At 72.4% G+C, this 24,269-nt stretch carries 20 protein-coding genes; 9 read left to right on the top strand and 11 right to left on the bottom strand.

The features are described from left to right. Window positions 1–3: 3 nt before the first annotated feature. The 3 genes from DMH12_RS10840 to DMH12_RS10830 form a co-directional block, all read right to left on the bottom strand. Window positions 4–807: a hypothetical protein gene (locus DMH12_RS10840; protein ID WP_125491354.1), complete on the bottom strand. Its 804-nt coding sequence runs from the start codon at window positions 805–807 to the stop codon at window positions 4–6. 297 nt (window positions 808–1,104) lie between these two features. Then, window positions 1,105–2,325: an acetyl-CoA C-acetyltransferase gene (locus DMH12_RS10835; protein WP_125491353.1), complete on the bottom strand. Its 1,221-nt coding sequence runs from the start codon at window positions 2,323–2,325 to the stop codon at window positions 1,105–1,107. 242 nt (window positions 2,326–2,567) lie between these two features. Then, window positions 2,568–3,593: an SGNH/GDSL hydrolase family protein gene (locus DMH12_RS10830; protein WP_125491352.1), complete on the bottom strand. Its 1,026-nt coding sequence runs from the start codon at window positions 3,591–3,593 to the stop codon at window positions 2,568–2,570. Between the two features lie 178 nt (window positions 3,594–3,771). Between DMH12_RS10830 and DMH12_RS10825 the strand changes: the two genes are divergently transcribed. Continuing rightward, complete coding sequence (locus tag DMH12_RS10825) at window positions 3,772–5,157, top strand: cystathionine beta-synthase (RefSeq protein ID WP_125491351.1); 1,386 nt, start codon at window positions 3,772–3,774, stop codon at window positions 5,155–5,157. Between the two features lie 358 nt (window positions 5,158–5,515). Here DMH12_RS10825 and DMH12_RS10820 read toward each other — a convergent pair whose 3' ends face one another. Together DMH12_RS10820 and DMH12_RS10815 are read right to left on the bottom strand one after the other, a co-directional pair. Beyond that, a complete protein-coding gene (locus DMH12_RS10820; RefSeq protein WP_185832246.1) occupies window positions 5,516–5,938 on the bottom strand; it encodes a hypothetical protein in 423 nt (140 codons plus the stop codon). Window positions 5,939–6,044: 106 nt separating this feature from the next. Next, window positions 6,045–6,503 (bottom strand): protein-tyrosine phosphatase family protein, encoded by a 459-nt coding sequence (locus DMH12_RS10815; RefSeq protein ID WP_125491349.1) that lies wholly within the window; start codon window positions 6,501–6,503, stop codon window positions 6,045–6,047. 113 nt (window positions 6,504–6,616) lie between these two features. Here DMH12_RS10815 and DMH12_RS10810 point away from each other — a divergent pair, with 113 nt between their 5' ends. Both DMH12_RS10810 and DMH12_RS10805 read left to right on the top strand, forming a co-directional pair. After that, window positions 6,617–7,495: a MurR/RpiR family transcriptional regulator gene (locus DMH12_RS10810; RefSeq protein WP_125491348.1), complete on the top strand. Its 879-nt coding sequence runs from the start codon at window positions 6,617–6,619 to the stop codon at window positions 7,493–7,495. A 110-nt stretch (window positions 7,496–7,605) separates the two neighbouring features. Next, window positions 7,606–8,193, top strand: coding sequence for a hypothetical protein (locus DMH12_RS10805; protein WP_125491347.1), 588 nt, complete (start codon window positions 7,606–7,608; stop codon window positions 8,191–8,193). Between the two features lie 96 nt (window positions 8,194–8,289). Here DMH12_RS10805 and DMH12_RS10800 read toward each other — a convergent pair whose 3' ends face one another. After that, window positions 8,290–9,675 carry a diaminopimelate decarboxylase gene (locus DMH12_RS10800; RefSeq protein ID WP_125491376.1) on the bottom strand — a complete coding sequence of 462 codons (1,386 nt, stop codon included), beginning with the start codon at window positions 9,673–9,675 and terminating at the stop codon, window positions 8,290–8,292. 177 nt (window positions 9,676–9,852) lie between these two features. Here DMH12_RS10800 and hutU point away from each other — a divergent pair, with 177 nt between their 5' ends. The 4 genes from hutU to hutI are packed head-to-tail and all read left to right on the top strand — an operon-like array spanning window position 9,853 to window position 15,303. Beyond that, window positions 9,853–11,526 (top strand): urocanate hydratase, encoded by a 1,674-nt coding sequence (gene hutU / locus DMH12_RS10795; RefSeq protein ID WP_125491346.1) that lies wholly within the window; start codon window positions 9,853–9,855, stop codon window positions 11,524–11,526. After that, a complete protein-coding gene (locus tag DMH12_RS10790; protein WP_125491345.1) occupies window positions 11,523–12,740 on the top strand; it encodes an allantoate amidohydrolase in 1,218 nt (405 codons plus the stop codon). Before hutU ends, DMH12_RS10790 begins: the two co-directional genes overlap by 4 nt. Continuing rightward, window positions 12,737–14,086: a formimidoylglutamate deiminase gene (locus DMH12_RS10785; protein ID WP_125491344.1), complete on the top strand. Its 1,350-nt coding sequence runs from the start codon at window positions 12,737–12,739 to the stop codon at window positions 14,084–14,086. Before DMH12_RS10790 ends, DMH12_RS10785 begins: the two co-directional genes overlap by 4 nt. Before the next feature lie 41 nt (window positions 14,087–14,127). Next, entirely contained in the window at window positions 14,128–15,303 is a 1,176-nt protein-coding gene (gene hutI / locus DMH12_RS10780) for an imidazolonepropionase (RefSeq protein ID WP_125491343.1), read from the top strand. Window positions 15,304–15,370: 67 nt separating this feature from the next. On the opposite strand, the gene DMH12_RS10775 is transcribed toward hutI, so the two are convergent. Continuing rightward, on the bottom strand, window positions 15,371–16,297 hold the full coding sequence (locus DMH12_RS10775; protein WP_185832245.1) for an RNA polymerase sigma factor SigF: 927 nt from the start codon (window positions 16,295–16,297) through the stop codon (window positions 15,371–15,373). Window positions 16,298–16,537: 240 nt separating this feature from the next. Between DMH12_RS10775 and DMH12_RS10770 the strand changes: the two genes are divergently transcribed. Further along, complete coding sequence (locus tag DMH12_RS10770; protein ID WP_125491375.1) at window positions 16,538–16,915, top strand: STAS domain-containing protein; 378 nt, start codon at window positions 16,538–16,540, stop codon at window positions 16,913–16,915. 194 nt (window positions 16,916–17,109) lie between these two features. After that, a complete protein-coding gene (locus tag DMH12_RS10765) occupies window positions 17,110–17,736 on the top strand; it encodes an ATP-binding protein (RefSeq protein ID WP_125491341.1) in 627 nt (208 codons plus the stop codon). On the opposite strand, the gene DMH12_RS10760 is transcribed toward DMH12_RS10765, so the two are convergent. From DMH12_RS10760 to DMH12_RS10745, 4 genes are all read right to left on the bottom strand, one after another. Further along, window positions 17,733–19,235 (bottom strand): APC family permease, encoded by a 1,503-nt coding sequence (locus DMH12_RS10760; protein ID WP_260474174.1) that lies wholly within the window; start codon window positions 19,233–19,235, stop codon window positions 17,733–17,735. The genes DMH12_RS10765 and DMH12_RS10760 overlap by 4 nt on opposite strands. Continuing rightward, complete coding sequence (locus DMH12_RS10755; RefSeq protein ID WP_125491340.1) at window positions 19,232–20,800, bottom strand: GMC family oxidoreductase; 1,569 nt, start codon at window positions 20,798–20,800, stop codon at window positions 19,232–19,234. The genes DMH12_RS10760 and DMH12_RS10755 overlap by 4 nt, the downstream gene beginning before the upstream one ends. 44 nt (window positions 20,801–20,844) lie before the next feature. Continuing rightward, complete coding sequence (locus DMH12_RS10750; RefSeq protein ID WP_125491339.1) at window positions 20,845–22,311, bottom strand: aldehyde dehydrogenase family protein; 1,467 nt, start codon at window positions 22,309–22,311, stop codon at window positions 20,845–20,847. Between the two features lie 250 nt (window positions 22,312–22,561). Beyond that, on the bottom strand, window positions 22,562–24,058 hold the full coding sequence (locus tag DMH12_RS10745) for an MFS transporter (RefSeq protein ID WP_125491338.1): 1,497 nt from the start codon (window positions 24,056–24,058) through the stop codon (window positions 22,562–22,564). Between the last annotated feature and the right edge of the window lie 211 nt (window positions 24,059–24,269).

Raw genomic sequence — 24,269 nt, 5'->3', positions numbered from 1 at the left:
GGACTACAGGGACGCGATGACCCGGTCCGCCAGGATGTACACGTTCTCCTCGCCGCACGCGAAGGTCAGCGTGTAGGCGCCGGAGATCCCCGAGCCGCCGAGGAGGTACGGCGTCTGGCCGGCGCCCAGCGCGTCCGCCAGGCGCTCCGCGGTCTCGCGGTGGCCCGGGGTCATGCACAGGGTGGTGCCGTCGGAGAAGACGTACACGTCGAGCGTGCCCAGCGGCCCCGGACGGACGTCCGCGAGCGTGACACCCGACTCGGCCAGCCCCTCCAGGGTGGCGACGGTCCGCTCGTGGTCGTTCACGGCCGGCGCCGGGTTCGGTACGAAGTCGGGGTGCGAGGGGTGCCGGCGGCGCGCGGCGGCCAGCTCGGCCGAGTCCCTCGGTCCGGCGAGGTCCTGCGCGGACGGCTCGTCGCTCTCCGCGACCGGCTCGATCACGGGCTCCAGGCCCACGAGGTCGGCCTGGCGGGGCAGGAACAGCTCACTGTCGGTCAGCCCGAGCAGCAGTGGTGCGTCGGACGCGTCCCGCGACTCCTGGGCGGCCCAGAAGGCCCTCGCCTCGGCGAGTTCCCGCTCGCGCTCCTCGGCGAGCGCCTCCGCGACGGCGGCGCGTATCTCCTCGGCGTCGGCGGTGGTGCGGGCGGCCGGCACGCGGCCCCGCGTTGCGGTGGCCCGGCTCTCGGCCAGCTCGGCGCGCAGGGCGGTCACCTGCCGGCGCAGCACCAGAATGCTGCGCAGGACGGCGACGCCCACGGCGCCGGTGGCGGCCGTGGTGAGCAGCAGGGCGATCGGCATGGCGCTCACTGACGTACTCCCGGTTCAAAGTCGACCCCCGACTTCCTACATCAGCTTGAAGGGAGGACTATCCGCCTGTCAGTGCGTAACGTCACGAAACGGACAGGACTTTGGGCCCGGAGGGGAGGGGTGTGGTTGGTCTGACCTGCGTAAATCAAGGGGACGGGAGAGGTAGGTCACATCCTGGGGGAGATTGGGTCACAAAACGGCCCAGAACCCTGTGGTCACAGGGTCCCGGGCCGTGGCGTCACGCAGGGTCCCCCGGGCGCTACTGACAGTCCTTCAGTCATCCGCCCGGTACGGCCGTCAGCTCAGGCGCTCGATGACCATCGCCATGCCCTGGCCGCCGCCGACGCACATCGTCTCCAGGCCGAACTGCTTGTCGTGCCACTGGAGGGAGTTGATGAGCGTGCCGGTGATGCGGGCGCCGGTCATGCCGAAGGGGTGGCCGACGGCGATGGCACCGCCGTTGACGTTCAGCTTCTCCAGCGGGATGCCGAGGTCGCGGTAGGAGGGGATGACCTGCGCGGCGAACGCCTCGTTGATCTCGACCAGGTCGATGTCGCCGATGCTCAGCCCGGCGCGGGACAGGGCCTGCTTGCTGGCCTCGACCGGGCCCAGGCCCATGATCTCGGGGGAGAGGCCGGAGACGCCGGTGGAGACGATGCGGGCGAGCGGGGTCAGACCCAGCTCACGAGCCTTGGTGTCGCTCATGATCACGAGGGCGGCGGCGCCGTCGTTGAGCGGGCAGCAGTTGCCGGCGGTGACCAGCCCGTCGGGGCGGAACACCGGCTTCAGGCCCTGGACGCCCTCCAGGGTGACGCCGGCGCGGGGGCCGTCGTCCTTGGCGACGACGGTGCCGTCGGGGAGGGTCACCGGGGTGATCTCGCGCTCCCAGAAGCCGTTCTTGATGGCTTCCTCGGCGAGGTTCTGGGAGCGGACGCCGAACTCGTCCATGTCCTGCCGGGTGACGCCCTTGGAGCGGGCGAGGTTCTCGGCGGTCTGGCCCATCGCGATGTACGGGTCGGGGATCAGGCCGTCCTCGCGCGGGTCGTGCCAGGTGGTGCCCTCCTGCTCGGCGACGGCGGCGGTACGGGCCTCCGCCTCGGCGAAGAGCGGATTGCGCGTGTCCGGCAGGCTGTCGGAGTTGCCCTTGGCGAACCGGGAGACCATCTCGACGCCGGCCGAGATGAAGACGTCGCCCTCGCCGGCCTTGATGGCGTGCAGGGCCATGCGGGAGGTCTGCAGGGACGAGGAGCAGTACCGGGTGACGGTGCAGCCCGGCAGGTGGTCCATGCCCATCTCGACGGCGACGATCCGGCCGAGGTTGTTGCCCTGCTCGCCGCCGGGCAGGCCGCAGCCGAGCATCAGGTCGTCGATGTCCCGGGGGTCCAGTTCCGGAACCTTGGCGAGCGCGGCCTGGATGATCGTGGCGGCCAGGTCGTCGGGGCGCAGATCCTTCAGGGAGCCCTTGAAAGCGCGGCCGATGGGGGAGCGGGCGGCAGAAACGATCACGGCTTCGGGCATCACGGCTCCAGTGGAGAGGCGGTGGGCGGCTGCTGGGGAAGTTACCCGGACGTATGGCCTGGGTCACGGGTGTGGGGGTGTGACATGGACCGCAACTTTCTAAGCGCTTGCTTTTGCCTGGCCGCCGCTGCGGGCAGTCGTGCCGCCGGGGCGATGGGGGTCCCCCCGCTCGAGCGAAGCCGAGAGTGGGGGAGGGTGGGCGCAGCGGCACCCCGCGAGTGCCGGTGAGCGTCCCCCCGGCCCTACCTCGGCTGTGCCGACGGTGCCGGCTCCGTCTCCGACACCCTGCGGCGCCGGCGGCGCTTGAGCAGTGCCCACGGTCCCCGGGGCCCCGTCGGCATCGCCGCCGCGACCTCCGTGCCGGCCTCGGACGCCGCTTCCGCCGCCGCCCGGGCCACCGGCAGGAAGCCCTCGCGGCGCAGGGCGTCGGGATGCTCCTCCTCGGCCGGCCACAGGCCGAGCGCGGCGCACACCGACGGCAGGACGGCCATCGCGGCCGTGGCGTACCCCTCGGCGGAGGGGTGGTAGTTGTCGGGGCCGAACAGCTCCCGCGGGTTCTCCGCGAACTCCGGGCCCAGCAGGTCGCCCAGCGACACCGTGCGCCCGCCCTGCTCCACGACGCCGATGGTCTGCGCCGCAGCCAGCTGCCGCGAGGTGCGCCGGGCCACCCAGCGCAGCGGCTGCCGCACCCGCTCGATCGTGCCCAGATCCGGGCAGGTGCCGACCACCACCTCCGCGCCGGCCGTGCGCAGCCGCCGTACCGCCGCCGACAGGTGCCGGACCGACTGGGTCGCCGGCATCCGGTGGGTGACGTCATTGGCGCCGATCATGATCACGCAGATGTCGGGCACCCGGCCGTGATCCGCGAGCACCAGCGCCACCTGCCGGTCCAGGTCGTCAGAACACGCCCCGGGCGCCGCGACCGAACCCAGGTCCACCGGCCGCTCGGCCACCGCCGCCAGCCCCGAGGCCAGCAGCGCGCCCGGTGTCTGGCCGGCCCGGTGCACGCCCTGCCCGGCGGCCGTGGAATCGCCCAGCATCATCAGGCGCAGCGGCGGCGCACCGGCCGTCGGCAGGCCGTCCCCGTACAGCCCCTGCGCGTTCGGTACCCGGTCGGGCGTGCCGATGCCCACCCGGCGCCTGGCCAGCTGCACCTCCGCCAGCAGCAGACCGACCGCGGCCGCACCGGCCAGCCCGATGCCGCCGCCTCCGTAGGCCGCTCCCGTCGCGATCCGCCGCGCCACCCTCGCTCTGGACATGCTCGTCATACGTCGCCGCCACCTCCGTCAAGCCGTACACCCACTCCTTGCCCCGTACGGACGGTCGCCCAATCTCAACGGGGAGTGAACGACCGTCACGTGGCACGGGCGGGTGCACGGGCCGGGCAGGCCATAGGCTGGCCGGACCCGATAAAAGACCCATCCTTTGCGGCATCCGGAGACCACGGTGCATTTCCACGACTCGATGATCAGCCTCGTCGGCAACACCCCGCTGGTGCGGCTCAACAGCGTGACCAAGGGCCTGAGGGCTACCGTCCTGGCCAAGGTGGAGTACTTCAACCCGGGCGGCTCGGTGAAGGACCGCATCGCCCTGCGCATGATCGAGGCCGCCGAGAAGAGCGGAGAGCTGCAGCCCGGCGGCACCATCGTCGAGCCCACCAGCGGCAACACCGGCGTGGGCCTCGCGATCGTGGCCCAGCAGAAGGGCTACAAGTGCATCTTCGTCTGCCCTGACAAGGTGTCCACCGACAAGATCAACGTCCTGCGCGCGTACGGCGCCGAGGTCGTCGTCTGCCCGACCGCGGTCGACCCCGAGCACCCGGACTCCTACTACAACGTCTCCGACCGGCTGGTCCGTGAGACGCCGGGCGCCTGGAAGCCGGACCAGTACTCCAACCCGCACAACCCGCTCTCCCACTACCACTCCACGGGCCCCGAGCTGTGGGAGCAGACCGCCGGCAAGATCACCCACTTCGTGACCGGCGTCGGCACCGGCGGCACCATCTCCGGCACCGGCCGGTACCTGAAGGAGATCAGCGACGGCGCCGTGCAGGTGATCGGCGCCGACCCCGAGGGCTCGGTCTACTCCGGCGGTTCCGGACGGCCGTACCTCGTCGAGGGTGTCGGCGAGGACTTCTGGCCGACCGCGTACGACCGGAACGTCGCGGACGAGATCGTCCCCGTCTCCGACAAGGACTCCTTCCAGATGACCCGCCGCCTCGCCAAGGAGGAGGGCCTGCTGGTGGGCGGCTCCTGCGGCATGGCGGTCGTCGCGGCGCTCGAGGTGGCGGAGCGGCTCGGCGAGGACGACGTGGTGGTCGTACTGCTGCCGGACAGCGGGCGCGGCTACCTCAGCAAGATCTTCAACGACGAGTGGATGGCCGACTACGGCTTCCTGGAGGACGCCGGCCCCAGCGCCCGCGTCGCCGACGTCCTGAACCACAAGGAGGGCGACGCCATCCCCTCCCTCGTCCACATGCACCCGGACGAGACGGTCGGTCAGGCCATCGAGGTGCTGCGCGAGTACGGCGTCTCGCAGATGCCCATCGTCAAGCCCGGCGCCGGCCACCCGGACGTGATGGCCGCCGAGGTCGTCGGCTCGGTCGTGGAACGCGAGCTGCTGGACGCCCTGTTCACCAAGCGCGCCTCGCTGGACGACCCGCTGGAGAAGCACATGTCCGCCCCGCTGCCGCAGGTCGGCTCCGGCGAGCCGGTCGAGGACCTGATGTCGGTGCTCGGCCGCGCCGACGCGGCGATCGTCCTCGTCGAGGGCAGGCCCACCGGCGTGGTGAGCCGTCAGGACCTGCTGTCCTTCCTCGCCCGCGGGAAGTAGAACCGGCGGTGTCCGCCGGGTGAATCCCCGGAGGGCACCGCCGACTTGGCCCGCTCCGCGATCTTCGTGGACTTCGCGGAAGCGGTACGCGCACGTCACGTGCGCGCAGCAGTCGCTTAACACGCGACGGGCAGAGTATGCGGTGTCGGCAGGACTGGGAGCGGCTCCCCGGTCCGGCCGGCGCCGAACGGCGTCACGGACCTTCCGGAGCGGCTCCCGGACCTCCAAGGACGCCACGGACGCGCCGCCCCGGCCGTGAGGCCCGGCACCGCGCGTCCCCCGCGGGGACCGCCGTCGTCCCGCCCCCCAGTGATGGGGGTGCCGGCGGTCCCCGCGCAGTCTTCCGACGGCCCTTACGTCAGTCCTCCCAGGCGTCGTCCCGAGGGGTGCGGCGGCGTCCGAACAGGCCCGGGTTGGTGCGCGCGGCCTGCACGACGTTCACCCCGACGATCCCCGCCCAGGCGACCAGCAGACCGGGGAGGTCGGCGACTCCGCCGCCGATCGCGGACAGCGGGACGGCGAGCACCAGCGAGACGATGCCGAAGCCGAAGCGCTCACCGAAGGAGTCCGTGGGCCTCGGCGACCGGCTCTCCCGGGCCGTGCTCATCTGCTGTTCGGCGAACTGCCGGCGCACCCTGCGTTCCACCGCGCCGTCGATGCGCTGGTCGACCTTCTCCAGGAACGAGTCGACCAGCGCGGACTCGTACTCCTCGCCCAGCTCCCTGCGGGTCTGCAGGGTGGCGTCAAGTTCCTTCTTGAGGTCGGCGTCCCGCGCGTCCATTCCCGTCATGTCACTCAAGGTAGGCGGCCGGGGAGGCGGTGGCACTGGGGACAGCCCCCGTATCCGGTGGGGGATGTCCCGCAGGGGTCCGCGAGGACGGACGAGGTCACGCCCGCCCGCTTCCGCCGGTGCTCGCGGCGTGGACCTGGCGGACGAAGCGCCGCTGCCAGGGCACCTCGACGGCACGGGAGTGGTAGTTGCGCCGCACCCACGTGACCGCCTCCTTGGGGTCCATGCCCTCGAAGACGCACATCGCGGACAGCGCGGTACCGGTCCGGCCGACGCCGCCCCCGCAGCAGACCTCCACGCGTTCGCCCGGCGCGCGCTCGTAGGCGTCGCGGAGCTTGCGCATGGCGTCCATCGGGTCGGCGGGGAGCCAGAAGTCCCGCCAGGGCACCCAGACCGACTCCCACGGCGGGCTGGGCGGCTCGTGATCCGTCAGGTGCACGGTGAACGTCGGCTTCTGCCCCTCCGGCAGGTCGTACCTCAGGCCGCGGCCCCTGAGCCTGCGGCCCGAGGGCAGCTCCACCAGCTTGGGGGTGCCGGCGTTCCACAACTCGGTCATCCGTCGTCCCGTTCCCTCTGTCCCGTCGCGCTCGGCATCGTGCCCTCCGGCGCCTGGATGTATAACGGTATGCAGTGACCGGGCGACGTGAATAGACCTAGGGGGAGCAGGCCATGAGCGGGACCAGCGGGGCCGGCGCGAGTGGGGGGACGGGCGGGGCGGACAGCCCGGCCGCACGGCTCCAGGCGCTCTTCGAGGGACACCGGCTGACGCCGACCCAGCGGCGCATCGCCCACAGCATGGTGCGCCGGGCGCCCGAGGTGCCCTTCCTGTCGAGCGTCGAGCTGGCCGAACTGGCCGGGGTCAGCCAGCCGTCGGTGACCCGCTTCGCCGTCGCGCTCGGCTTCGACGGCTACCCGGCACTCCGCCGCCACCTGCGCGAGGTCGCCCCGGCGGAACCGGACACCGGAGCCGCCTCCCGCAACGAGTACCAGCAGGCGGTCGCCGCCGAGATCGAGAACCTGCGGCACCTGGCGGAGGTGCTGGCCGACCCCGGGCCGGTGGCGGAGGCGGGCCGCATGCTCGCCGGGAGCCGGCCGCTGCCGGTGCTCGGACTGCGGGCCGCCGCGGCCCAGGCGCACGGCTTCGCCTACTTCGCCGCGAAGGTCCACCCGGACGTCCGGCTGCTCAACGAGGGCGGCACGATGCTCCACGACCGCGTCGACGCCGCCGTCCGGGCCGGCGCGACCGCCCTGCTCTGCTTCGCCCTGCCCCGGCATCCGCGCGAGGTCGTCGACGCGCTCACCCACGCCAAGGAGGCCGGGCTCATGGTGGTGACGGTCGCCGACTCCGCCTTCGCGCCGGTCGCCAAGGTGTCCGACCTGCTGCTGCCCGCCGCCGTCGGCACGGGCCTCGCCTTCGACACGGCCTGCGCGCCGATGCTCCTGGGCCGGGTGCTGCTCGAGGCGATGTGCGACGACCTGCCCGACGCGCAGGCGCGGCTGGAGGAGTTCGACACCAAGGCCGCGGCGCGGGGGCTGTTCGTGGAGTGATCCACGGCGGACGCGTTCTCAGACTCGTCTCAGCTTGCCCCGTTACAGTGCGGCGCCTGACACGCCCTTCAGGCGTATCGCACGGGCAGAAACGGGACGGGAGGCAGGACGTGGCGCGCGGAGGACAGGTGGGGCTGGCTCGGGTCGCCGTGGTCGTACGGGCGGGAGCCGCACCGCTGTGGTGGCTGGGCCTTCTCGCGGCGGGCGCCGGCGCGCTGGTGCCGGGGCTGACCGGGCGCCGGATCGGCGTACTGGCCGGTGCCGCGCTGTTCATCGTCGCGGCGGCCGTCGTGGCGTGGACGCGGCGCGGGCGCTACACGGCCCTGGCCGTATCGGCCGCCCGCGCGGGCAGGCACGACGTACTCCAGGACCGCGCGGTGACCCTGCGCAACTGGCGCCGGGGCCACCGCTGGTGGCTGCTACTCGCCTTCCTCGCCGCCCTGGGCAGCGCCTTCGCCGCGCCCGCCGCGGGCGGACTGCTGATGGCCGGCTGCGGCGCGGGCCTGTGGCTCAAGTCCGCCTGGATCGGCCGCCGCGAACAGTCCGGCGACGCCCTGCTGTGGGTCCGCGTGGACTGGCTCGCCGACAGCACCGGCCGCCCGGCGGGCAAGACGGTCAAGGCCTACCGCAGCACGGGCATCGCGGCGGGCGACGCGGCCCCGGGCGGCGCGCGGCGCAAGGCCCCGGCACCGGTCTGACGGTCTCGTCAGGGGCGCGGGGCGGTGACCTCACGCGGCTCCGCCGCGTGGGCGCGCCCGGCCGCGACGAATACCCGGCCGCGACGAGTACCCGGCCTACGAACGGCCGGCACCCCCACGGCGAACGGCGACGGTCAGCGCGTCGGCGTGACCCCCACCCGCCTCGGCCACGATCTCCTCGACGCGCTGCTCCTCCCGCACGGTGGCGAAGGAGACACCCCCGCCCCCGTCGGAGACGAACCCGTACACTCCGGGCCGCGCCAGCGAGTTGTACGCGTAGTGATGCGCGAAGTAGTACGCCCCCGTGTCCAGTGCCGCCGCGTAGTCCCCCTGCGCCAGCAACGGCATCGCCCGCCCCACGGCCAGCAGGTCGCCCGCGAAGCACGCCGGCCCCGCCACGTCCTGGACCACGTCGGGCCCCTCCTTCGGCAGCCCCTTGCCGTCGTACGCGGCGATCCGCAGTGGCCACGCCCCCGGCGCGTACACCGTCCGCGTCGCGACCTGCACGCCCGCGTGCGTCACCGCGACCGGCCGCCCGCCCGCGCTCTTGGCGTACTCCACGCGCGCCACGACCGTGCCGTGCTTGGCGAGCAGGGACCGCCCGAACTCGGTGACCAGCCCGTACCGGCCGTCGAACAGCCCCGGCACCGCCTCGCGCAGCACGCGCGCGTACTCGGCGTACGTCGGCGACTCCTCGTCCGACGCGAAGTTCACCGGCAGCCCGCCGCCGATGTCCAGGGTGTCGACCTGCTGCCGCCCGGCCCGCTCGTTGATCTCCTCGGCGAGGGCGTACGAAGCCGCCACGCCCTCGGCCATCAGGGTGAGCGGGATGCCCTGGGACCCGGTGTGGGTGTGCAACCGGGTCAGCCAAGGCCGGTCCAGGTACGCCTGCACCACCCACTCCCGCGCCCCCTCGTCCCGCAGCGCCACGCCGAACTTCGAGGTCGCGGTCGCCGTCGAGAGGGCCTCGATGGAGCCCCCGCCGACCTGCGGATTCACCCGTATCCCGAGGGGTGAGGCGGTGTCGGGCAGCGCCTTCACCAGGGCGTCGAGGCGCTCCAGCTCCTGGGGGTTGTCCGCGTTGACCGCGATCCCCAGCTCCAGCGCCTCCCGCAGCTCCTCCGGCGTCTTCGCGGGCGAGTCCAGCACCGTCCGCTCCGCCGGCACCCCCGCGGCCCGGGCCAGCGCCAGCTCGCCGGGGCTGGCCACCTCCACGCCGATGCCCTCCTCGTGCAGCAGCCGCAACACCGGGACCAGCGGGGTCGCCTTGACCGCGAAGGCGTGCAGCACGGGCGTACCGGGCGCCGTCACCGCGTCGAACGCCGCCCGCAGGGCCGCCGCCGACTCCCGGATCCCGGCGACGTCGAGGAGCCCGACGAGCGGAACGTCCGGCCCGAGCAGCCCCTGCTCCACCGCGGCCCGCACCGCCCCGTCCCGCCGCGCGGCCCGCTCCGTCCCCGTGCCGTCGAGGTCACCGTTCATGCCCGTGCCGTCGCTCACGCGATCCTCCCTGTCGTCGCAGCCTGCCTTTGCATCCAGCCAAACACTCGCACGCGCCCGGCGCGGGACACGAACGTATTGACTAGTTCTATTCACGAAGCGAGTATGTGAATATCCGTAGTAACAATCCGCCGGGAGCAAGCCACCAGGAGGCACACCATGTCCGGACCCCGCCCCGTCCGAGCACCACGCGGGACCACGCCGAGTGCCCTGGGATGGCAGCAGGAGGCCGCCCTGCGGATGCTGCAGAACAATCTCGACCCCGAGGTCGCCGAGCACCCCGACAAGCTCGTCGTCTACGGCGGCACGGGCAAGGCGGCCCGCGACTGGCGCTCCTTCGACGCCATGGTCCGCACCCTGGAGAAGCTCAAGCAGGACGAGACGATGCTCGTCCAGTCCGGCCGCCCGGTCGGTGTCATGCAGACCCACGAGTGGGCCCCGCGCGTGCTCATCGCCAACTCCAACCTCGTCGGCGACTGGGCCAACTGGGAGGAGTTCCGCCGCCTGGAGGCCCTCGGTCTGACCATGTACGGGCAGATGACGGCCGGCTCCTGGATCTACATCGGCACCCAGGGCATCCTCCAGGGCACCTACGAGACCTTCGCCGCCGTCGCGGCCAAGAAGTTCGGCGGCACCCTCGCCGGGACCATCACCCTCACCGCCGGCCTCGGCGGCATGGGCGGCGCCCAGCCCCTCGCCGTCACCATGAACGACGGCGTCGTGATCTGCGTCGACTGCGACCCGCGCGCCATCGACCGCCGCATCGAGCACCGCTACCTCGACGTCAGGGCCGACTCCCTCGACCACGCCCTCCAGCTGGCCACCGAGGCCCGGGACCAGCGCAAGCCGCTGTCCATCGGTGTCCTCGGCAACGCCGCCGAGCTGGTCCCGCAACTGCTCGCCATGGGCGCCCCCATCGACATCGTCACCGACCAGACCTCGGCCCACGACCCGCTGGCCTACCTGCCCACCGGCATCGCCTTCGAGGACATGGCCGACGCCGCCCTCAAGGACCCGGCGGGCTTCACCACCCGCGCCCGCGAGTCCATGGCCCGGCACGTCGAGGCCATGGTCGGCTTCCAGGACGCCGGCGCCGAGGTCTTCGACTACGGCAACTCCATCCGCGGCGAGGCCCAGCTCGCCGGATACGACCGGGCCTTCGCCTTCCCCGGCTTCGTCCCCGCCTACATCCGCCCCCTCTTCTGCGAGGGCAAGGGCCCCTTCCGCTGGGCCGCCCTCTCCGGCGACCCCGCCGACATCGCCAAGACCGACAAGGCGATCCTCGACCTCTTCCCGGAGAACGAGTCCCTGGCCCGCTGGATCAAGATGGCGGGGGAGCGGGTCCACTTCCAGGGCCTGCCCGCCCGGATCTGCTGGCTCGGCTACGGCGAGCGCGACAAGGCCGGTGAGCGCTTCAACGACATGGTCGCGAGCGGTGAGCTGGCCGCGCCGATCGTCATCGGCCGCGACCACCTCGACTGCGGCTCCGTCGCCTCCCCGTACCGCGAGACCGAGTCGATGCTCGACGGCTCCGACGCCATCGCCGACTGGCCGCTGCTCAACGCCATGGTCAACGTGGCCTCCGGCGCCTCCTGGGTCTCCCTCCACCACGGCGGCGGCGTCGGCATGGGCCGCTCCATCCACGCCGGCCAGGTGACGGTCGCCGACGGCACCGCACTCGCCGGGGAGAAGATCCGCCGCGTCCTCACCAACGACCCCGGCATGGGCGTCATCCGGCACGTCGACGCCGGGTACGACATCGCCGAGTCGGTCGCCGGGGAGCGGGGCGTGCGGGTGCCGATGCGCGAGGGCCGCGAGGGTGGGGCGGCGTGAGCTTCCACAGCATGTGGGCGGAGCTGCTGCCGATCGGCCGCAGCTCCGCCACCGGCGGCTACCGCCGCTACGCCTGGACGGGCGCCGACGCCGACTGCCGCACCTGGTTCCAGGAGCAGGCCGAGGCACGCGGACTGGCCTACGAGACCGACCGCAACGGCAACCAGTGGGCCTGGCTCGGTGACCCGGCCGCCGGGGACGCCGTCGTCACCGGGTCCCACCTGGACTCCGTGCCCGACGGCGGCGCCTTCGACGGGCCCCTCGGTGTCGTCTCCGCCTTCGCCGCCCTGGACGAACTGCGCGGGAGGGGAGCGCGGTTCACCAGGCCGCTCGGCATCGTCAACTTCGGGGACGAGGAGGGCGCCCGCTTCGGCCTGGCCTGCGTCGGCTCCCGGCTCACCGCGGGGGCGCTCACCGTGGAGCAGGCCCACCGGCTGACCGACGGGGACGGCATCACCCTCCCGCGGGCCATGGAGGACGCCGGCTACGACCCGGACGCCCTCGGCCCGGATCCCGAGCGGCTGGCCCGCATCGGCGCATACGTCGAACTCCACGTCGAGCAGGGCCGCGCCCTCGACCTGTCCGGTGACCGGATCGGCATCGCCTCCGCCATCTGGCCGCACGGACGCTGGCGGTTCGACTTCCGGGGCGAGGCCAACCACGCCGGCACCACCCGCCTCGCCGACCGCCGCGACCCGATGCTGTCCTACGCCGAGACCGTCCTCGCCGCCCGCCGCGAGGCCGAACTCGCGGGGGCGGTCGCCACCTTCGGCAAGGTCAGTGTGGAGCCCAACGGCGTCAACGCCATCCCGTCCCTGGTCCGCGGCTGGCTCGACTCCCGCGCCGCCGACCAGCAGAGCCTGGACGCCGTGGTCACCGGGGTGGAGCGGGCGGCCCGCGAGTACGCCGCGGCCCACGGAGCCGACCTCGACGTCGTCCGCGAGTCCTTCACGCCCGTCGTCGAGTTCGACCACGCCCTGCGCGACGAACTCGCCCGCATCCTGGGCGGCGCGACGGAGCTGAAGGTCCCCGTGCTCGGCACCGGCGCCGGACACGACGCCGGAATCCTCTCCGACCGCATCCCGACCGCCATGCTGTTCGTACGCAACCCCACCGGCGTCTCGCACTCCCCGGCCGAGTACGCGGCCGAGGACGACTGCGTGGCCGGGGTGAACGCACTCGCCGACGCACTGGAAGGGCTGGCCTGCACGTGACCCCCACCGAGCGGACCCGGACCTACTGGCTGGAGCACGCCTGGCTCGGCACCCACGTCGAGCCGGGCGTCGCCGTCGAGGTGGCGGACGGCCGCATCGCCGCCGTCCGCCAGGACACCCCCGCCCCGCCCCCCGGCGCCGAGATCCTGCGCGGACTGACGCTGCCCGGCCTGGCCAACGCCCACAGCCACGCCTTCCACCGCGCCCTGCGCGGCACCGTCCAGGTCGGCTCCGGCACCTTCTGGACCTGGCGCGAGGTCATGTACTCCGTCGCCGACCGGCTGAACCCGGACACCTACCTCGACCTGGCCCGCGCGGTGTACGCCGAGATGGCGCTGGCCGGCATCACCACCGTCGGCGAGTTCCACTACGTCCACCACACGCCCGGCGGCACCCCCTACGCCGACCCCAACGCGATGGGCGAGGCGCTGATCGAGGCCGCCGCCGAGGCCGGCATCCGCATCACCCTCCTGGACACCTGCTACCTGTCGGCCGGCTTCGGCGAGCCCCCGAACACCCACCAGCGCCGCTTCTCCGACGGGACGGCGGACGCCTGGGCGCAACGCTCTTCACTTCTCAAGGAACGGGATCACGCACGGATCGGGGCCGCGATCCACTCCGTACGGGCCGTGCCCGCGGACCAGCTGGAGACCGTGGCGCGCTGGGCCGGGGAGCGGCGGGCCCCGCTGCATGTGCACCTGTCCGAGCAGACCGCCGAGAACGACGCCTGCCACCGGGCCCACGGCCGCACCCCCACCCGCCTGCTGGCCGACCACGGCGTGCTGGGGGAGCGCACCACCGGCGTCCACAGCACCCACCTCACGGACGAGGACATCGCCCTGCTCGGCGGCAGCCGCACCGGCACCTGCATGTGCCCCACCACGGAACGGGACCTCGCCGACGGCATCGGCCCCGCCGCCGCCCTCCAGCGGGCGGGCTCACCGCTCTCCCTCGGCTCCGACAGCCACGCCGTCGTCGACCTGCTGGAGGAGGCGCGCGCCATGGAGCTGAACGAGCGCCTGCGCACCCGCACCCGCGGCCACTGGACCGCCGCCGCCCTGCTGCGCGCCGCCACCGCCGACGGCCACGCCGCGCTCGGCTGGGACGACACCGGCCGGATCGAGACCGGCGCCCGCGCCGACCTCGCGACGGTCGCCCTCGACTCGGTCAGGACGGCGGGACCGCTGCCCAGGCTGGGCGCCGAGACGGCCGTATTCGCCGCGACGGCAGCGGACGTACGGCACACGGTCGTGGGCGGACGGCACGTCGTACGCGACGGGGAGCACACCCTCGTACCCGAGGTCCCGCGGTCCCTCGCACGGGCCGTGGAAGCCCTGCGCGCATAGAACCGACCACCGACCGCCCCCACGAGGACGCCACCGACGCCATGAGTACCAGCACCGTCATCACCAACATCGCCGCACTCGTCACCAACGATTCCTCCCTAGGTGACAACTCCCCGCTCGGGCTGGTCCGGGACGCGGCCGTCGTCATCGACGGCGACCGCGTCGCGTGGACCGGTGAATCAAGCAAAGCACCCGCCACTGACAACCGGGTCGACGCCGGCGGCCGGGCGGTCCTGCCCGGCTTCGTCGACTCGCACTCGCACCTCCTCTTCGGCGGCGACCGCACCGAGGAGTTCAACGCCCGCATGTCCGGCCGCCCCTACAGCGCCGGCGGCATCCGCACCACCGTCGCCGCCACCCGCGCCGCCAGCGACGCGGAACTGGAGGCGGGCCTCACCCGCTACCTCGCGGAGGCCCTGCGCCAGGGCACCACGACCTTCGAGACCAAGTCCGGCTACGGCCTGACCACCGCCGACGAGTCCCGCGCCCTGCGCGTCGCCGCCCGCCACACCGACGAGGTCACCTTCCTCGGCGCGCACATCGTCGCCCCCGAACTCGCCGACGACCCCGCCGCCTACGTCGCCCTCGTCACCGGCGAGATGCTCGACGCCTGCGCGCCGCACGCCCGCTGGATCGACGTGTTCTGCGAGAAGGGCGCCTTCGACGGCGACCAGGCCCGCGCGATCCTCACCGCGGGCCGGGCCAGGGGCCTGCACCCCCGCGTCCACGCCAACCAGCTCTCCTACGGCCCGGGCGTCCAGCTCGCGGTCGAGCTCGACGCCGCCAGCGCCGACCACTGCACCCACCTCACCGACGCCGACGTGGACGCGCTGGCGGGCAGCAGGACGGTCGCCACGCTGCTGCCGGGCGCCGAGTTCTCCACCCGCGCCGAGTGGCCGGACGCCCGGCGCCTGCTCGACGCGGGGGTGACGGTCGCGCTGTCCACCGACTGCAACCCCGGCTCGTCCTTCACGTCCTCCGTGCCGTTCTGCGTCGCGCTCGCGGTGCGGGACATGGGGATGACGCCGGACGAGGCGGTCTGGTCGGCCACCGCGGGCGGCGCCGCGGCCCTGCGCCGGGACGACGTCGGCCGCCTCACGCCGGGCGCGTACGCCGACCTGACGCTCCTCGACGCCCCGAGCCACGTGCACCTCGCCTACCGGCCGGGCGTGCCGCTGGTCAGCGGGGTCTGGCGGCGCGGCGTACGCGTGGTCTGAGCAGCCCGAAGGGGGGCGGCCCGGCCTCGGACCACCCCCCTGGAGGGCAAGCGTCATCGGGTGAGGATCACTCCTCGACCGTGAGCCCCTTGCGCAGCTTCACGAGCGTGCGCGACAGCAGCCGCGACACGTGCATCTGGGAGATGCCCAGCTCCTCGCCGATCTCCGACTGGGTCATGCCCGCGACGAAGCGGAGGGAGAGGATCTTCCGGTCCCGGGCGGGCAGCTCGGCGATCAGCGGCTTCAGCGACTCGACGTACTCGATGCCCTCGAGCCCGTGGTCCTCGTAGCCGATCCGGTCGGCGAGCGCGCCCTCGGCGTCGTCCTCCTCCGGCTGGGCGTCCAGCGAGGAGGCGGTGTAGGCGTTCGACGCCGCCATGCCCTCGACGACCTCGTCCCGGGTCAGGCCGAGGTGCTCGGCCAGCTCGGCCACGGTGGGGGCGCGGTCGAGCCGCTGGGCCAGCTCGTCGCCGGCCTTGGCGAGGTCGAGCCGCAGCTCCTGGAGGCGGCGGGGGACGCGCACGGACCACGAGGTGTCGCGGAAGAAGCGCTTGATCTCGCCGATGATGGTCGGCATCGCGAACGTGGGGAACTCCACACCGCGCGACATCTCGAAGCGGTCGATCGCCTTGATCAGGCCGATCGTGCCGACCTGGATGATGTCCTCCATCGGCTCGCTGCGCGAGCGGAAGCGGGAGGCGGCGAACTTGACCAGGGCCAGGTTCAGCTCGACGAGCGTGTTGCGTACGTACGCGTACTCGTGGGTGCCTTCCTCCAGCGACTCCAGTCGCCCGAAGAGGGTCTTGGACAGGGCCCTGGCGTCCGCCGGAGCGACCTCGTCGTACGCGGGGATGTCCGGAAGCCCGGCGAGTGCGCCGTCGTGGTCGACGACGGCGTCGGGGTGCTCGATGGGATCCAGATGTTCCGGAGGGAGTGTCGACGTCGCTTCTTGGGTACGCGATCCGTCGAGCCGGGGTGACATGGTGTCCTCCATCGTTCTCGGCATACGGCTGCCGAAGCCAATGACGTGCACTGCGGTGTGCGGCGCCTCCAAAGCCGGCCGTGTCGTTTTACGTGTCCACCTAGGCCTACCGGGTTTACCGAGGCGATCGCAAGTGTGTTCTGTACGCTTATGTCCGTTTGTGTGCGGTTGTTCGGGTGTCGGAGTGCGCGGGGAAGGCGTAGTGTTCGAGGTCGTCAGCAAGCAGACATGACCTCGGGAGAGAGAAACGGCATGGACCGCGGGACGGTCGGCAGTGCCCAGTCGGGCCGGCTTCTGGTCGAGGTACGGGAAGAGGGCCCCAGCGCCGTCGTGACCCCGGCGGGTGAGTTGGATCACCACACCGCCGAGCTGTTGCGTGAGCCGCTGGAGGAGTGCCTCGCCAAGGGATTCAACCGCCTTGTCGTCGACTGCTCGCGTCTGGAGTTCTGCGACTCCACGGGACTCAACGTCCTGCTCGGCGCGCGGCTGAAGGCGGAGGCGGCGGGGGGCGGTGTGCATCTGGTGGCCATGCAGCCGGTGGTGGCCCGTGTCTTCGAGATCACGGGGGCCGAGGCGGTCTTCACCCTGCACGACACGCTTGCGGCCGCCCTGGCCGACGAGTCCGACTGAGCCGGTTCTTGTCCGGCCGTCGGCGGGTTTCGTGCGCCTCACGGGACGGGCGTTTTCGCCTCGTCCCGTGTTTCGTGCCGATTACAGGGGTGTTCGGACGGCCCGGTCGGGCAGGAGAGACCCTGAGTCGGCTGTACGACGTTCCTGTCCAAGACTTGAAATGTGAACTGGTGGATCGGTGAGGTGAAGCGCTGATGAGCACCACCCGGCCCTACTCGCCGGGCGACCGCGGTCCGGAGTCCGGCGGCGCTTCCGGGGCGCCCGGGAGGGGCGTGCCCGGGACCGGGGAGTCCGAGGGAGGCGTGCCCGCCGGGCAGGCCGCCGTGATGGGCGCTCCCGTGCCCGCGGGCGCGGCCCCGGCAGCTTCCGGCGCCGCGGCTCCGGCCCCGCCCGGGCCCGTCTCAGAGGGCGGGCGGCAGGTCCGCCTGCTGAATTTCGAGGACGCGAGCGGGGTCGTCCCGCTCGCCCGTGACTTCACCCGCGAGGCGCTGTACGCGTGGGGCTGGCTGCCCTCCGCCACCGCGGACCAGCGGGCCGCCGCCGAGGACGTACTGCTCGTGGTGTCCGAACTGGTCACCAACGCCTGCCTGCACGCCGAGGGGCCGGACGAGCTGCGGATCACCTGTGAGAAGAAGGTGATCCGGCTGGAGGTCTCCGACCGCGGTACCGGCCAGCCGGCGCCCCGCACACCGCACCGGGCCGGACGTCCCGGCGGGCACGGCATGTTCATCGTGCAGCGGCTGTGCCTGGACTGGGGCGTCGTGCGGACACCGGGAGTGGCCGGCAAGCGGGTGTGGGCGGAGCTGGGCGCACCGGCCTAGTCCGGGTTCGTCCTTCCCCCGCCGGCGTTCGCCCTGCCCCGGCCCGGGATCGCGACTCCCGCCGGTGCGTCGCCGCGGCCGTAGTGGTGGGTCGTGAACATGTACAGGAGGCCCACCGCCAGCACGATGCCGCCGCTGAGCAGCACGATCCAGTTGTCGTACCAGGGGACGTCCGGCGTACGCGGCCAGGAGATGTTGATGATGGCGAAGAGGCCGTAGGCGAGCGCCCCGACGTTCACCAGCAGCCCCCAGCGGCCCAGCCGGAACTCGCCGCCCGGCCGCCAGCCCTTGAGCCGGGCCCGCAGCGCGGCGAGGACGACCATCTGGAACGCCGCGTAGATGCCGAGGATCGCGAACGAGACGATCTTGGTGAGGGCGTCCTCGGAGATCAGCGAGCCCACCGCGATCAGGGCCGGGATGACGGCGGCGAGCAGCAGCGCGTACTCGGGCACCGCGCGCTTCGACGAGAACTTCCGCAGCAGCCTGTGGCCGATGATCATCTCGTCCCGGGCGTACGAGTAGATCAGCCGCCCCGCCGCGGCCTGCAGGCTGATCGTGCAGGACAGGAACGAGATCAGGACCACGGCCATCACCAGCCGCGCGCCGACCTCCCCGAGGGCGTCGAACAGCACCCGGACCACGGGGTCGGAGTCCTCGCCCGAGATCACCGCCCGGTAGTCCACGACCGCCAGCAGCAGCGTCAGACAGGTGAACGTCGCCGCCGCACCGCCGACGTAGATGGTGCGCCGCATCGCCTTGGGGATGACCTTGCCGGGATGCGCTACCTCCTCGGCGACGTCCCCGCACGCCTCGAAACCGTAGTACTGGTAGAAGCCGATGATCGCCGCCCCCAGGAAGACGGGCAGGTAGGAGCCGCCTTCGGCCGCGCCGTAGTCGTCGAAGAGGACGCCGAGCCCGTGGAAGCGGTGCGTGGTGAGCAGGATGACGCCGACGGCGAGCGCGCCGATCAGCTCGGCGCTGAAACCGATCAGCGCGGCCCACGACAGGGCCTTGGTGCCCGCGTAGTTGATGAGCACGGCGATGACGATCAGGGCGATCGTGCACAGCACCGTGGTGTGCACGGTGGCGTCGTAGCCGAGCAGGATGGCGATGTAGGGCCCGGCGCCGTAGGCGACCGAGGTGATCGTGACGAGCAGCGCCCAGAGGTACACCCAGCCGGTCATCCACGCCCAGCGCTTGCCCCACAGCCGCCGCGCCCACGGGTAGACGCCGCCCGCGATCGGGTACTGCGCGACGACCTCGCCGAAGACCAGGGCGACGAGGAACTGACCGCAGCCCGCCAGCACGAACGCCCAGATCATCGGCGGGCCGCCGTCGGCGAGGGCCGTGCCGAACAGGGTGTACGTGCTCACGACCGGGGACAGATAGGTGAAGCCGAGGGCGAAGTTCGCCCACGGGCCCATCTCCTTGCGGAACTCCGACTCGCCCTCCTGGGGGCCGGATTCCGCGGCGCCGCCCGGTGTCGCCGGCTGGGTCACCGCTCCTGTCCTTCCGTCGTCAGCGGACGCGGGGCGGGCCGGGCGGTGATCAGGTCCGCCGCGCGCTCGGCGGCCAGCAGCACCGTGACCATCGGGTTGATCGTCGGCATCGTGGGGAAGACGGACGCGTCCACGATCCGCAGCCCGTCGTGTCCGCGCAGCCTGAGCTGCGGATCGAGCACTGCGAGCGGATCGTCTTCGGCGCCCATCCGGCAGGTCCCCGCCGGGTGGTACACGGTGTGCGCGGCGCGGCGCCCGTACTCGGACAGGTCCGCGTCCGACGTCACGTCCGGGCCGGGGGCCACCTCGCGCAGCAGCCAGTCGCTGAGCGGTGCGGTGGCCGCCACCTCGCGGGCGATCCGCAGACCGTCGACGATGGTGCGCTCGTCGTGCCCGTCCGGGTCGGTGAAGTAGCGGAAGTCCAGCGCCGGTTTGACCTCCGGGTCGGCGCTGGTCAGCCACATGCGGCCGACGGAGCGGGCGCGCGGCACGTTCGGCGTCATGCAGACGCCGTGCTGCGGGGCCGGATACCCCAGCCGTTCGGTGTTGACCGTGAACGGCACCTGGTAGAAGTGGAACATCAGGTCCGGGCGGGGGCCGCCCGCCGGGTCGCGGCGTACGAAGAGGCCGGCGTCGGAGTCCATGGCCGAGTTGGGCGGCAGCGGTCCGCGGGTCTCCCACACGATCACCGACTCGGGGTGGTCCAGCAGGTTCTCGCCCACCCCGGGCAGGTCCGCGCGGACCTCGATGCCCAGGTCGCGCAGATGGTCGGCGGGGCCGATGCCGGAGAGCATGAGCAGCCGCGGCGTGTCGATGGCCCCGGCGCACAGCAGTACCTCCGCCTCGGCCTCCAGGGTCGACAGGGAGCCGTCGGGGTTGCGGACCTGGACGCGGGTGAAGCGGCCCTCGCCGTCGGGCAGCAGCCGGTACGCCCAGGTCTCCAGACGCAGCGTCAGGTTGGGCCGGTCCAGGACGGGGTGCAGGTAGGCGACCGAGGCCGAGGAGCGGATGTTGGTCTCCGGGTCGTACGCCAGGGAGAAGAAGCCGGTGCCGTCGGTGAAGGGGCGGGCGTTGAAGTCCTCCACGACCGGGACACCGAGCCGCGCGGCGGCGGCGGTGACGAAGTCCTGGGCGATCGGATTGCGGTCGGCGGCGCCGACGGGAACGATCGTGTTCTGCAGCCGCTGCCGGTACGGCAGGATCGTCTCGGGCCCCCAGCCTTCGCAGCCGCGGGCCGCCCATTCGTCGAGGTCCTCGGGGAACGGCAGGAAGCTGATCAGCGTGTTGTGCGAGGAGCAGCCGCCGAGCACGCGGGCGCGGGAGTGCAGGATGTGCGAGTTGCCGCGCGGCTGCTCCACGGTGGTGTAGCCGTAGTCGAACTCGGAGCCGAGCAGGTTGATCCAGTTGCGCAGCCGCAGGATGCGCTCGTCGCCGACGTCGCTGGGACCTCCCTCCACCACGCACACCCGGCAGGCCGGGTCCTCGCTCAGTCGCGCGGCCAGCACCGAGCCCGCCGTGCCGCCGCCGATGATCACGTAGTCGTAGGTCGTCGTCTCGTCGTCCATGCGTCTGCCTCTCTCGCCCTGTCCGGCTCTCTCGCCCTGCCCGGTCAGCCCTTGAACCAGCCGGAAGGGGCCGGCCGCAGGTTCTGGTAGATGTGCTTGGCCTCCTGGTACTCGCGCAGCCCGGTGGGTCCCAGCTCCCGGCCGAAGCCGGAGCGGCCGAAGCCGCCCCACTCCGCCTGGGGCAGGTAGGGGTGGAAGTCGTTGATCCAGACGGTGCCGTGCCGCAGCCGTCCGGCGACCCGCTGGGCGCGGGACGCGTCGCCCGTCCAGACGCCGCCGGCCAGCCCGTACCGCGTGTCGTTGGCGAGTTCCACGGCCTCGTCCTCGGTGCGGAAGCGTTCCACCGTGACGACGGGCCCGAAGACCTCCTCCTGCACGATGCGCATGGAGCGGTCGCAGTTGGCGTAGATCGTGGGCAGCAGGAAGAAGCCGCGGGAGAGTTCCGGGTCGTCCGGCCGGGTACCGCCGCAGACCAGCTGGGCGCCCTCGTCGCGGGCGATCTCCAGGTAGCTCTCCACCTTCGCGCGGTGCTCCGCCGAGCTGAGCGGCCCGCTCTCGGTCGCCGGGTCGAGGCCGCTGCCCAGCCGGATGGTCCGCGCGCGGGCGGCCAGCCGCTCCACGAAGTGGTCGTGCAGCTCGTCCTGCACGATCAGCCGCGAACCGGCCGAGCAGACCTGCCCCGAGTGCAGGAACGCGGCGTCGAGCGCGTAGTCGAGGGCGGCGTCGAAGTCGCAGTCGGCGAAGACCACGTTGGGGTTCTTGCCCCCCAGCTCCAGCGCGAGGTTCTTCACGCCCGGCGCGCACGCCTCCATGATCCGGCGCCCGGTGGCCAGGCCGCCGGTGAAGGAGACCAGGTCCACGTCCTCGTGGGCGGACATCGCCGCGCCCACGGTGGAGCCGGGGCCGAGCACCAGGTTGGCGACGCCGGGCGGTGCCCCCGCCTCGGCGATCAGGCGGACCATGTGGATGGTGGACAGCGGGGTCGTCTCGCTGGGCTTGAGCACGAAGGTGTTGCCCGCGGCCAGGGCCGGGGCGACCTTCCAGGACGCCTGGAGCATCGGGTAGTTCCACGGCGCGATCAGCGCGCAGACCCCGATGGGCTGGTAGACGACCCGGCTGAGCACGTCGGGGCCCACGTCCACGATCCGGCCGCCGTCCTTGTCGGCGATCTCGCCGAAGTAGCGGAACGCGTTGGAGACGTCCTCCACGTCGATCCGCGCCTCTTTGAGGGTCTTGCCGGTGTCCAGCGACTCGACGTGGGCGATCTCCTCCTGGTCGCGCAGCAGGAACCGCGCCACCCTGAGCAGCACGTCGGCCCGCTCACGGGTGGGCGCCGACGACCAGTCCCCCCGGTCGAAGGCCCGCCGGGCGGCCCGTACGGCGAGGTCGACGTCGGCCTCGTCCGCCTCGTCGACCTGCTGCACGACGGACGCGTCGAACGGGTTGACCACGTCCCGCCGCGCCCCGCCCACGGCGCCGGTCCACTCTCCGTCGACGAACAGTTCCGACATCGCGGCTCCCTCGCTCTCGTACCCGTCCGGTGCCGCACCGCTTCACCGGCGCGGCACACGCCGCCCACCAACATCGTCCGTGCGGCTCGCATCGGCCACGTGGACGCACCGGGGGAGGGAGGGGCGGGCGGGGATCAGACCTGGTTGGGCTAGAGGGAGGGGGCCGGGGCGGCCCCCGGAAAGCCGGAAGGGCCACCGCGTCCACCCGGGACGCGGTGACCCTTCCGAGGAGTGCTTCGGCCGGCGAGCCTCAGCGCACGTCGCCCATGAGCTCCTTGACGCGCTTGCGGTACATCCAGATCGCCAGGCCGGCGACGACCGCGAGGGTCGCCTCCGCGGCGACGATGCCCGTCTTGTTCAGGTCGACGCCCGCGATGGAGAGCAGGCCGGTCGTGGCGTCACCGGCGGTGACGGCCAGGAACCAGACGCCCATCATCTGCGAGGCGTACTTCACGGGCGCCATCTTCGTGGTGACCGACAGGCCGACCGGGGAGAGCAGCAGCTCACCGCAGGTCTGGACGAAGTAGATCGCCACCAGCCACAGGGCGGCCGCCTTGTGGCCGCCGTCCGCGATGGCCAGCGGGGCCAGGAAGAGGAAGAAGGACGCTCCGACCAGGACCAGGCCGAACGAGAACTTCACGATGGTGCTCGGCTCCTTGCCGCGGCGGGCGAGCGCCAGCCACAGCATGGCGAAGACCGGGGCCAGGGCCATGATGATGACCGGGTTGACCGACTGGTACCAGGAGACCGGGAAGTCCCAGCCGAGGACGCTGTTCTCGGCCGAGGAGTCGGCGAACAGCGACAGCGTCGAGCCGCCCTGGTCGTAGATCATCCAGAACACGGCCGCGGCGACGAAGAACCAGATGTACGCCGACATCTTGGACTGCTCGGCGCGGTCCAGGGACTTGTCGCGCTTGATGCGGGTCAGGACCAGCACCGGGATGATGACGCCGAGCAGGGTCAGCGGGACCAGGATCCAGTTCAGGGTGTAGGCACCGGAGAAGCCGACGATCGCGTAGAACACCACGGCGAGCGCGGCCCAGAACGCGGCCTTGCGCAGCGTCGAGGTCTTCTCCTCGACGGACAGCGGCTTGGGGACCACGCTGGAGTGGGGCGCCAGGTGGCGGCTGCCGAGCAGGAACTGGATCACGCCCAGGCCCATGCCGAGTGCGGCGAGCGCGAAGCCCAGGTGCCAGTTGACGTTCTCACCGATGGTGCCGATGACCAGCGGCGCCGCGAAGGCACCGAGGTTGATGCCCATGTAGAAGACGGTGAAGCCACCGTCGCGGCGCGGGTCGTCGGGGCCGTCGTAGAGCTGGCCGACCATCGTGGAGATGTTGGCCTTCAGCAGACCCGAGCCTATGGCGACCAGGCCGAGGCCCGCGTAGAAGGTGCCGGAGGACGGCAGCGCCAGGGTGAGGTGGCCGAGCATGATCACGCCGCCGGCGATGGCGACGGTCTTGCGGGGGCCCCAGACGCGGTCGCCGAACCAGCCGCCGGGCATGGTCAGCAGGTACACCAGCGAGAGGTACACCGAGTAGATCGCGGTCGCTGTGCCGGCGTTGAGGCCGAGGCCACCCGGGGCGACGAGGTACAGCGGGAGCAGAGCCCTCATGCCGTAGTAGGAGAAACGCTCCCACATCTCGGTCATGAAGAGTGTGGCCAGTCCGCGGGGGTGGCCGAAGAAGGTCTTCTCGGAGCCGGGGGTGCCCGGTGTGACCGAGTCCTTCGTCAGGCTGGACGCCATGGTCGATCCTTGCTGGTCGGGACGCGCTCATGAGGCGATGCGCGCCCGGTGGGGGGCGGCCGGCACCGGCGGCCTTCGCCCGCCCACCCCACGCCTGAGGGATTCCGCTCCGGATCACGGAGCGGTGGACGGCGGCCACCGGGATCCACGCCTCCCCGCGCGTCACCGCACGCTTCGAGGCCCGGCCACAGGTCATTCCTTTCGAGGCCGG

Source organism: Streptomyces sp. WAC 04229 (assembly GCF_003947455.1).
Taxonomy (GTDB): domain Bacteria; phylum Actinomycetota; class Actinomycetes; order Streptomycetales; family Streptomycetaceae; genus Streptomyces.
This window is presented reverse-complemented; position numbering and strand designations above follow the sequence as displayed.

Excerpts from the sequence above, each read along its gene's own strand:
- DMH12_RS10835 (WP_125491353.1), bottom strand. The coding sequence starts at position 2,325 with ATGCCCGAAGCCGTGATCGTTTCTGCCGCCCGCTCCCCCATCGGCCGC.
- DMH12_RS10830 (WP_125491352.1), bottom strand. The coding sequence starts at position 3,593 with ATGACGAGCATGTCCAGAGCGAGGGTGGCGCGGCGGATCGCGACGGGA.
- DMH12_RS10820 (WP_185832246.1), bottom strand. The coding sequence starts at position 5,938 with ATGGACGCGCGGGACGCCGACCTCAAGAAGGAACTTGACGCCACCCTG.
- DMH12_RS10815 (WP_125491349.1), bottom strand. The coding sequence starts at position 6,503 with ATGACCGAGTTGTGGAACGCCGGCACCCCCAAGCTGGTGGAGCTGCCC.
- DMH12_RS10810 (WP_125491348.1), top strand. The coding sequence starts at position 6,617 with ATGAGCGGGACCAGCGGGGCCGGCGCGAGTGGGGGGACGGGCGGGGCG.
- DMH12_RS10800 (WP_125491376.1), bottom strand. The coding sequence starts at position 9,675 with ATGAACGGTGACCTCGACGGCACGGGGACGGAGCGGGCCGCGCGGCGG.
- hutU (WP_125491346.1), top strand. The coding sequence starts at position 9,853 with ATGTCCGGACCCCGCCCCGTCCGAGCACCACGCGGGACCACGCCGAGT.
- hutI (WP_125491343.1), top strand. The coding sequence starts at position 14,128 with ATGAGTACCAGCACCGTCATCACCAACATCGCCGCACTCGTCACCAAC.
- DMH12_RS10775 (WP_185832245.1), bottom strand. The coding sequence starts at position 16,297 with ATGGAGGACACCATGTCACCCCGGCTCGACGGATCGCGTACCCAAGAA.
- DMH12_RS10770 (WP_125491375.1), top strand. The coding sequence starts at position 16,538 with ATGGACCGCGGGACGGTCGGCAGTGCCCAGTCGGGCCGGCTTCTGGTC.
- DMH12_RS10765 (WP_125491341.1), top strand. The coding sequence starts at position 17,110 with ATGAGCACCACCCGGCCCTACTCGCCGGGCGACCGCGGTCCGGAGTCC.
- DMH12_RS10755 (WP_125491340.1), bottom strand. The coding sequence starts at position 20,800 with ATGGACGACGAGACGACGACCTACGACTACGTGATCATCGGCGGCGGC.
- DMH12_RS10750 (WP_125491339.1), bottom strand. The coding sequence starts at position 22,311 with ATGTCGGAACTGTTCGTCGACGGAGAGTGGACCGGCGCCGTGGGCGGG.
- DMH12_RS10745 (WP_125491338.1), bottom strand. The coding sequence starts at position 24,058 with ATGGCGTCCAGCCTGACGAAGGACTCGGTCACACCGGGCACCCCCGGC.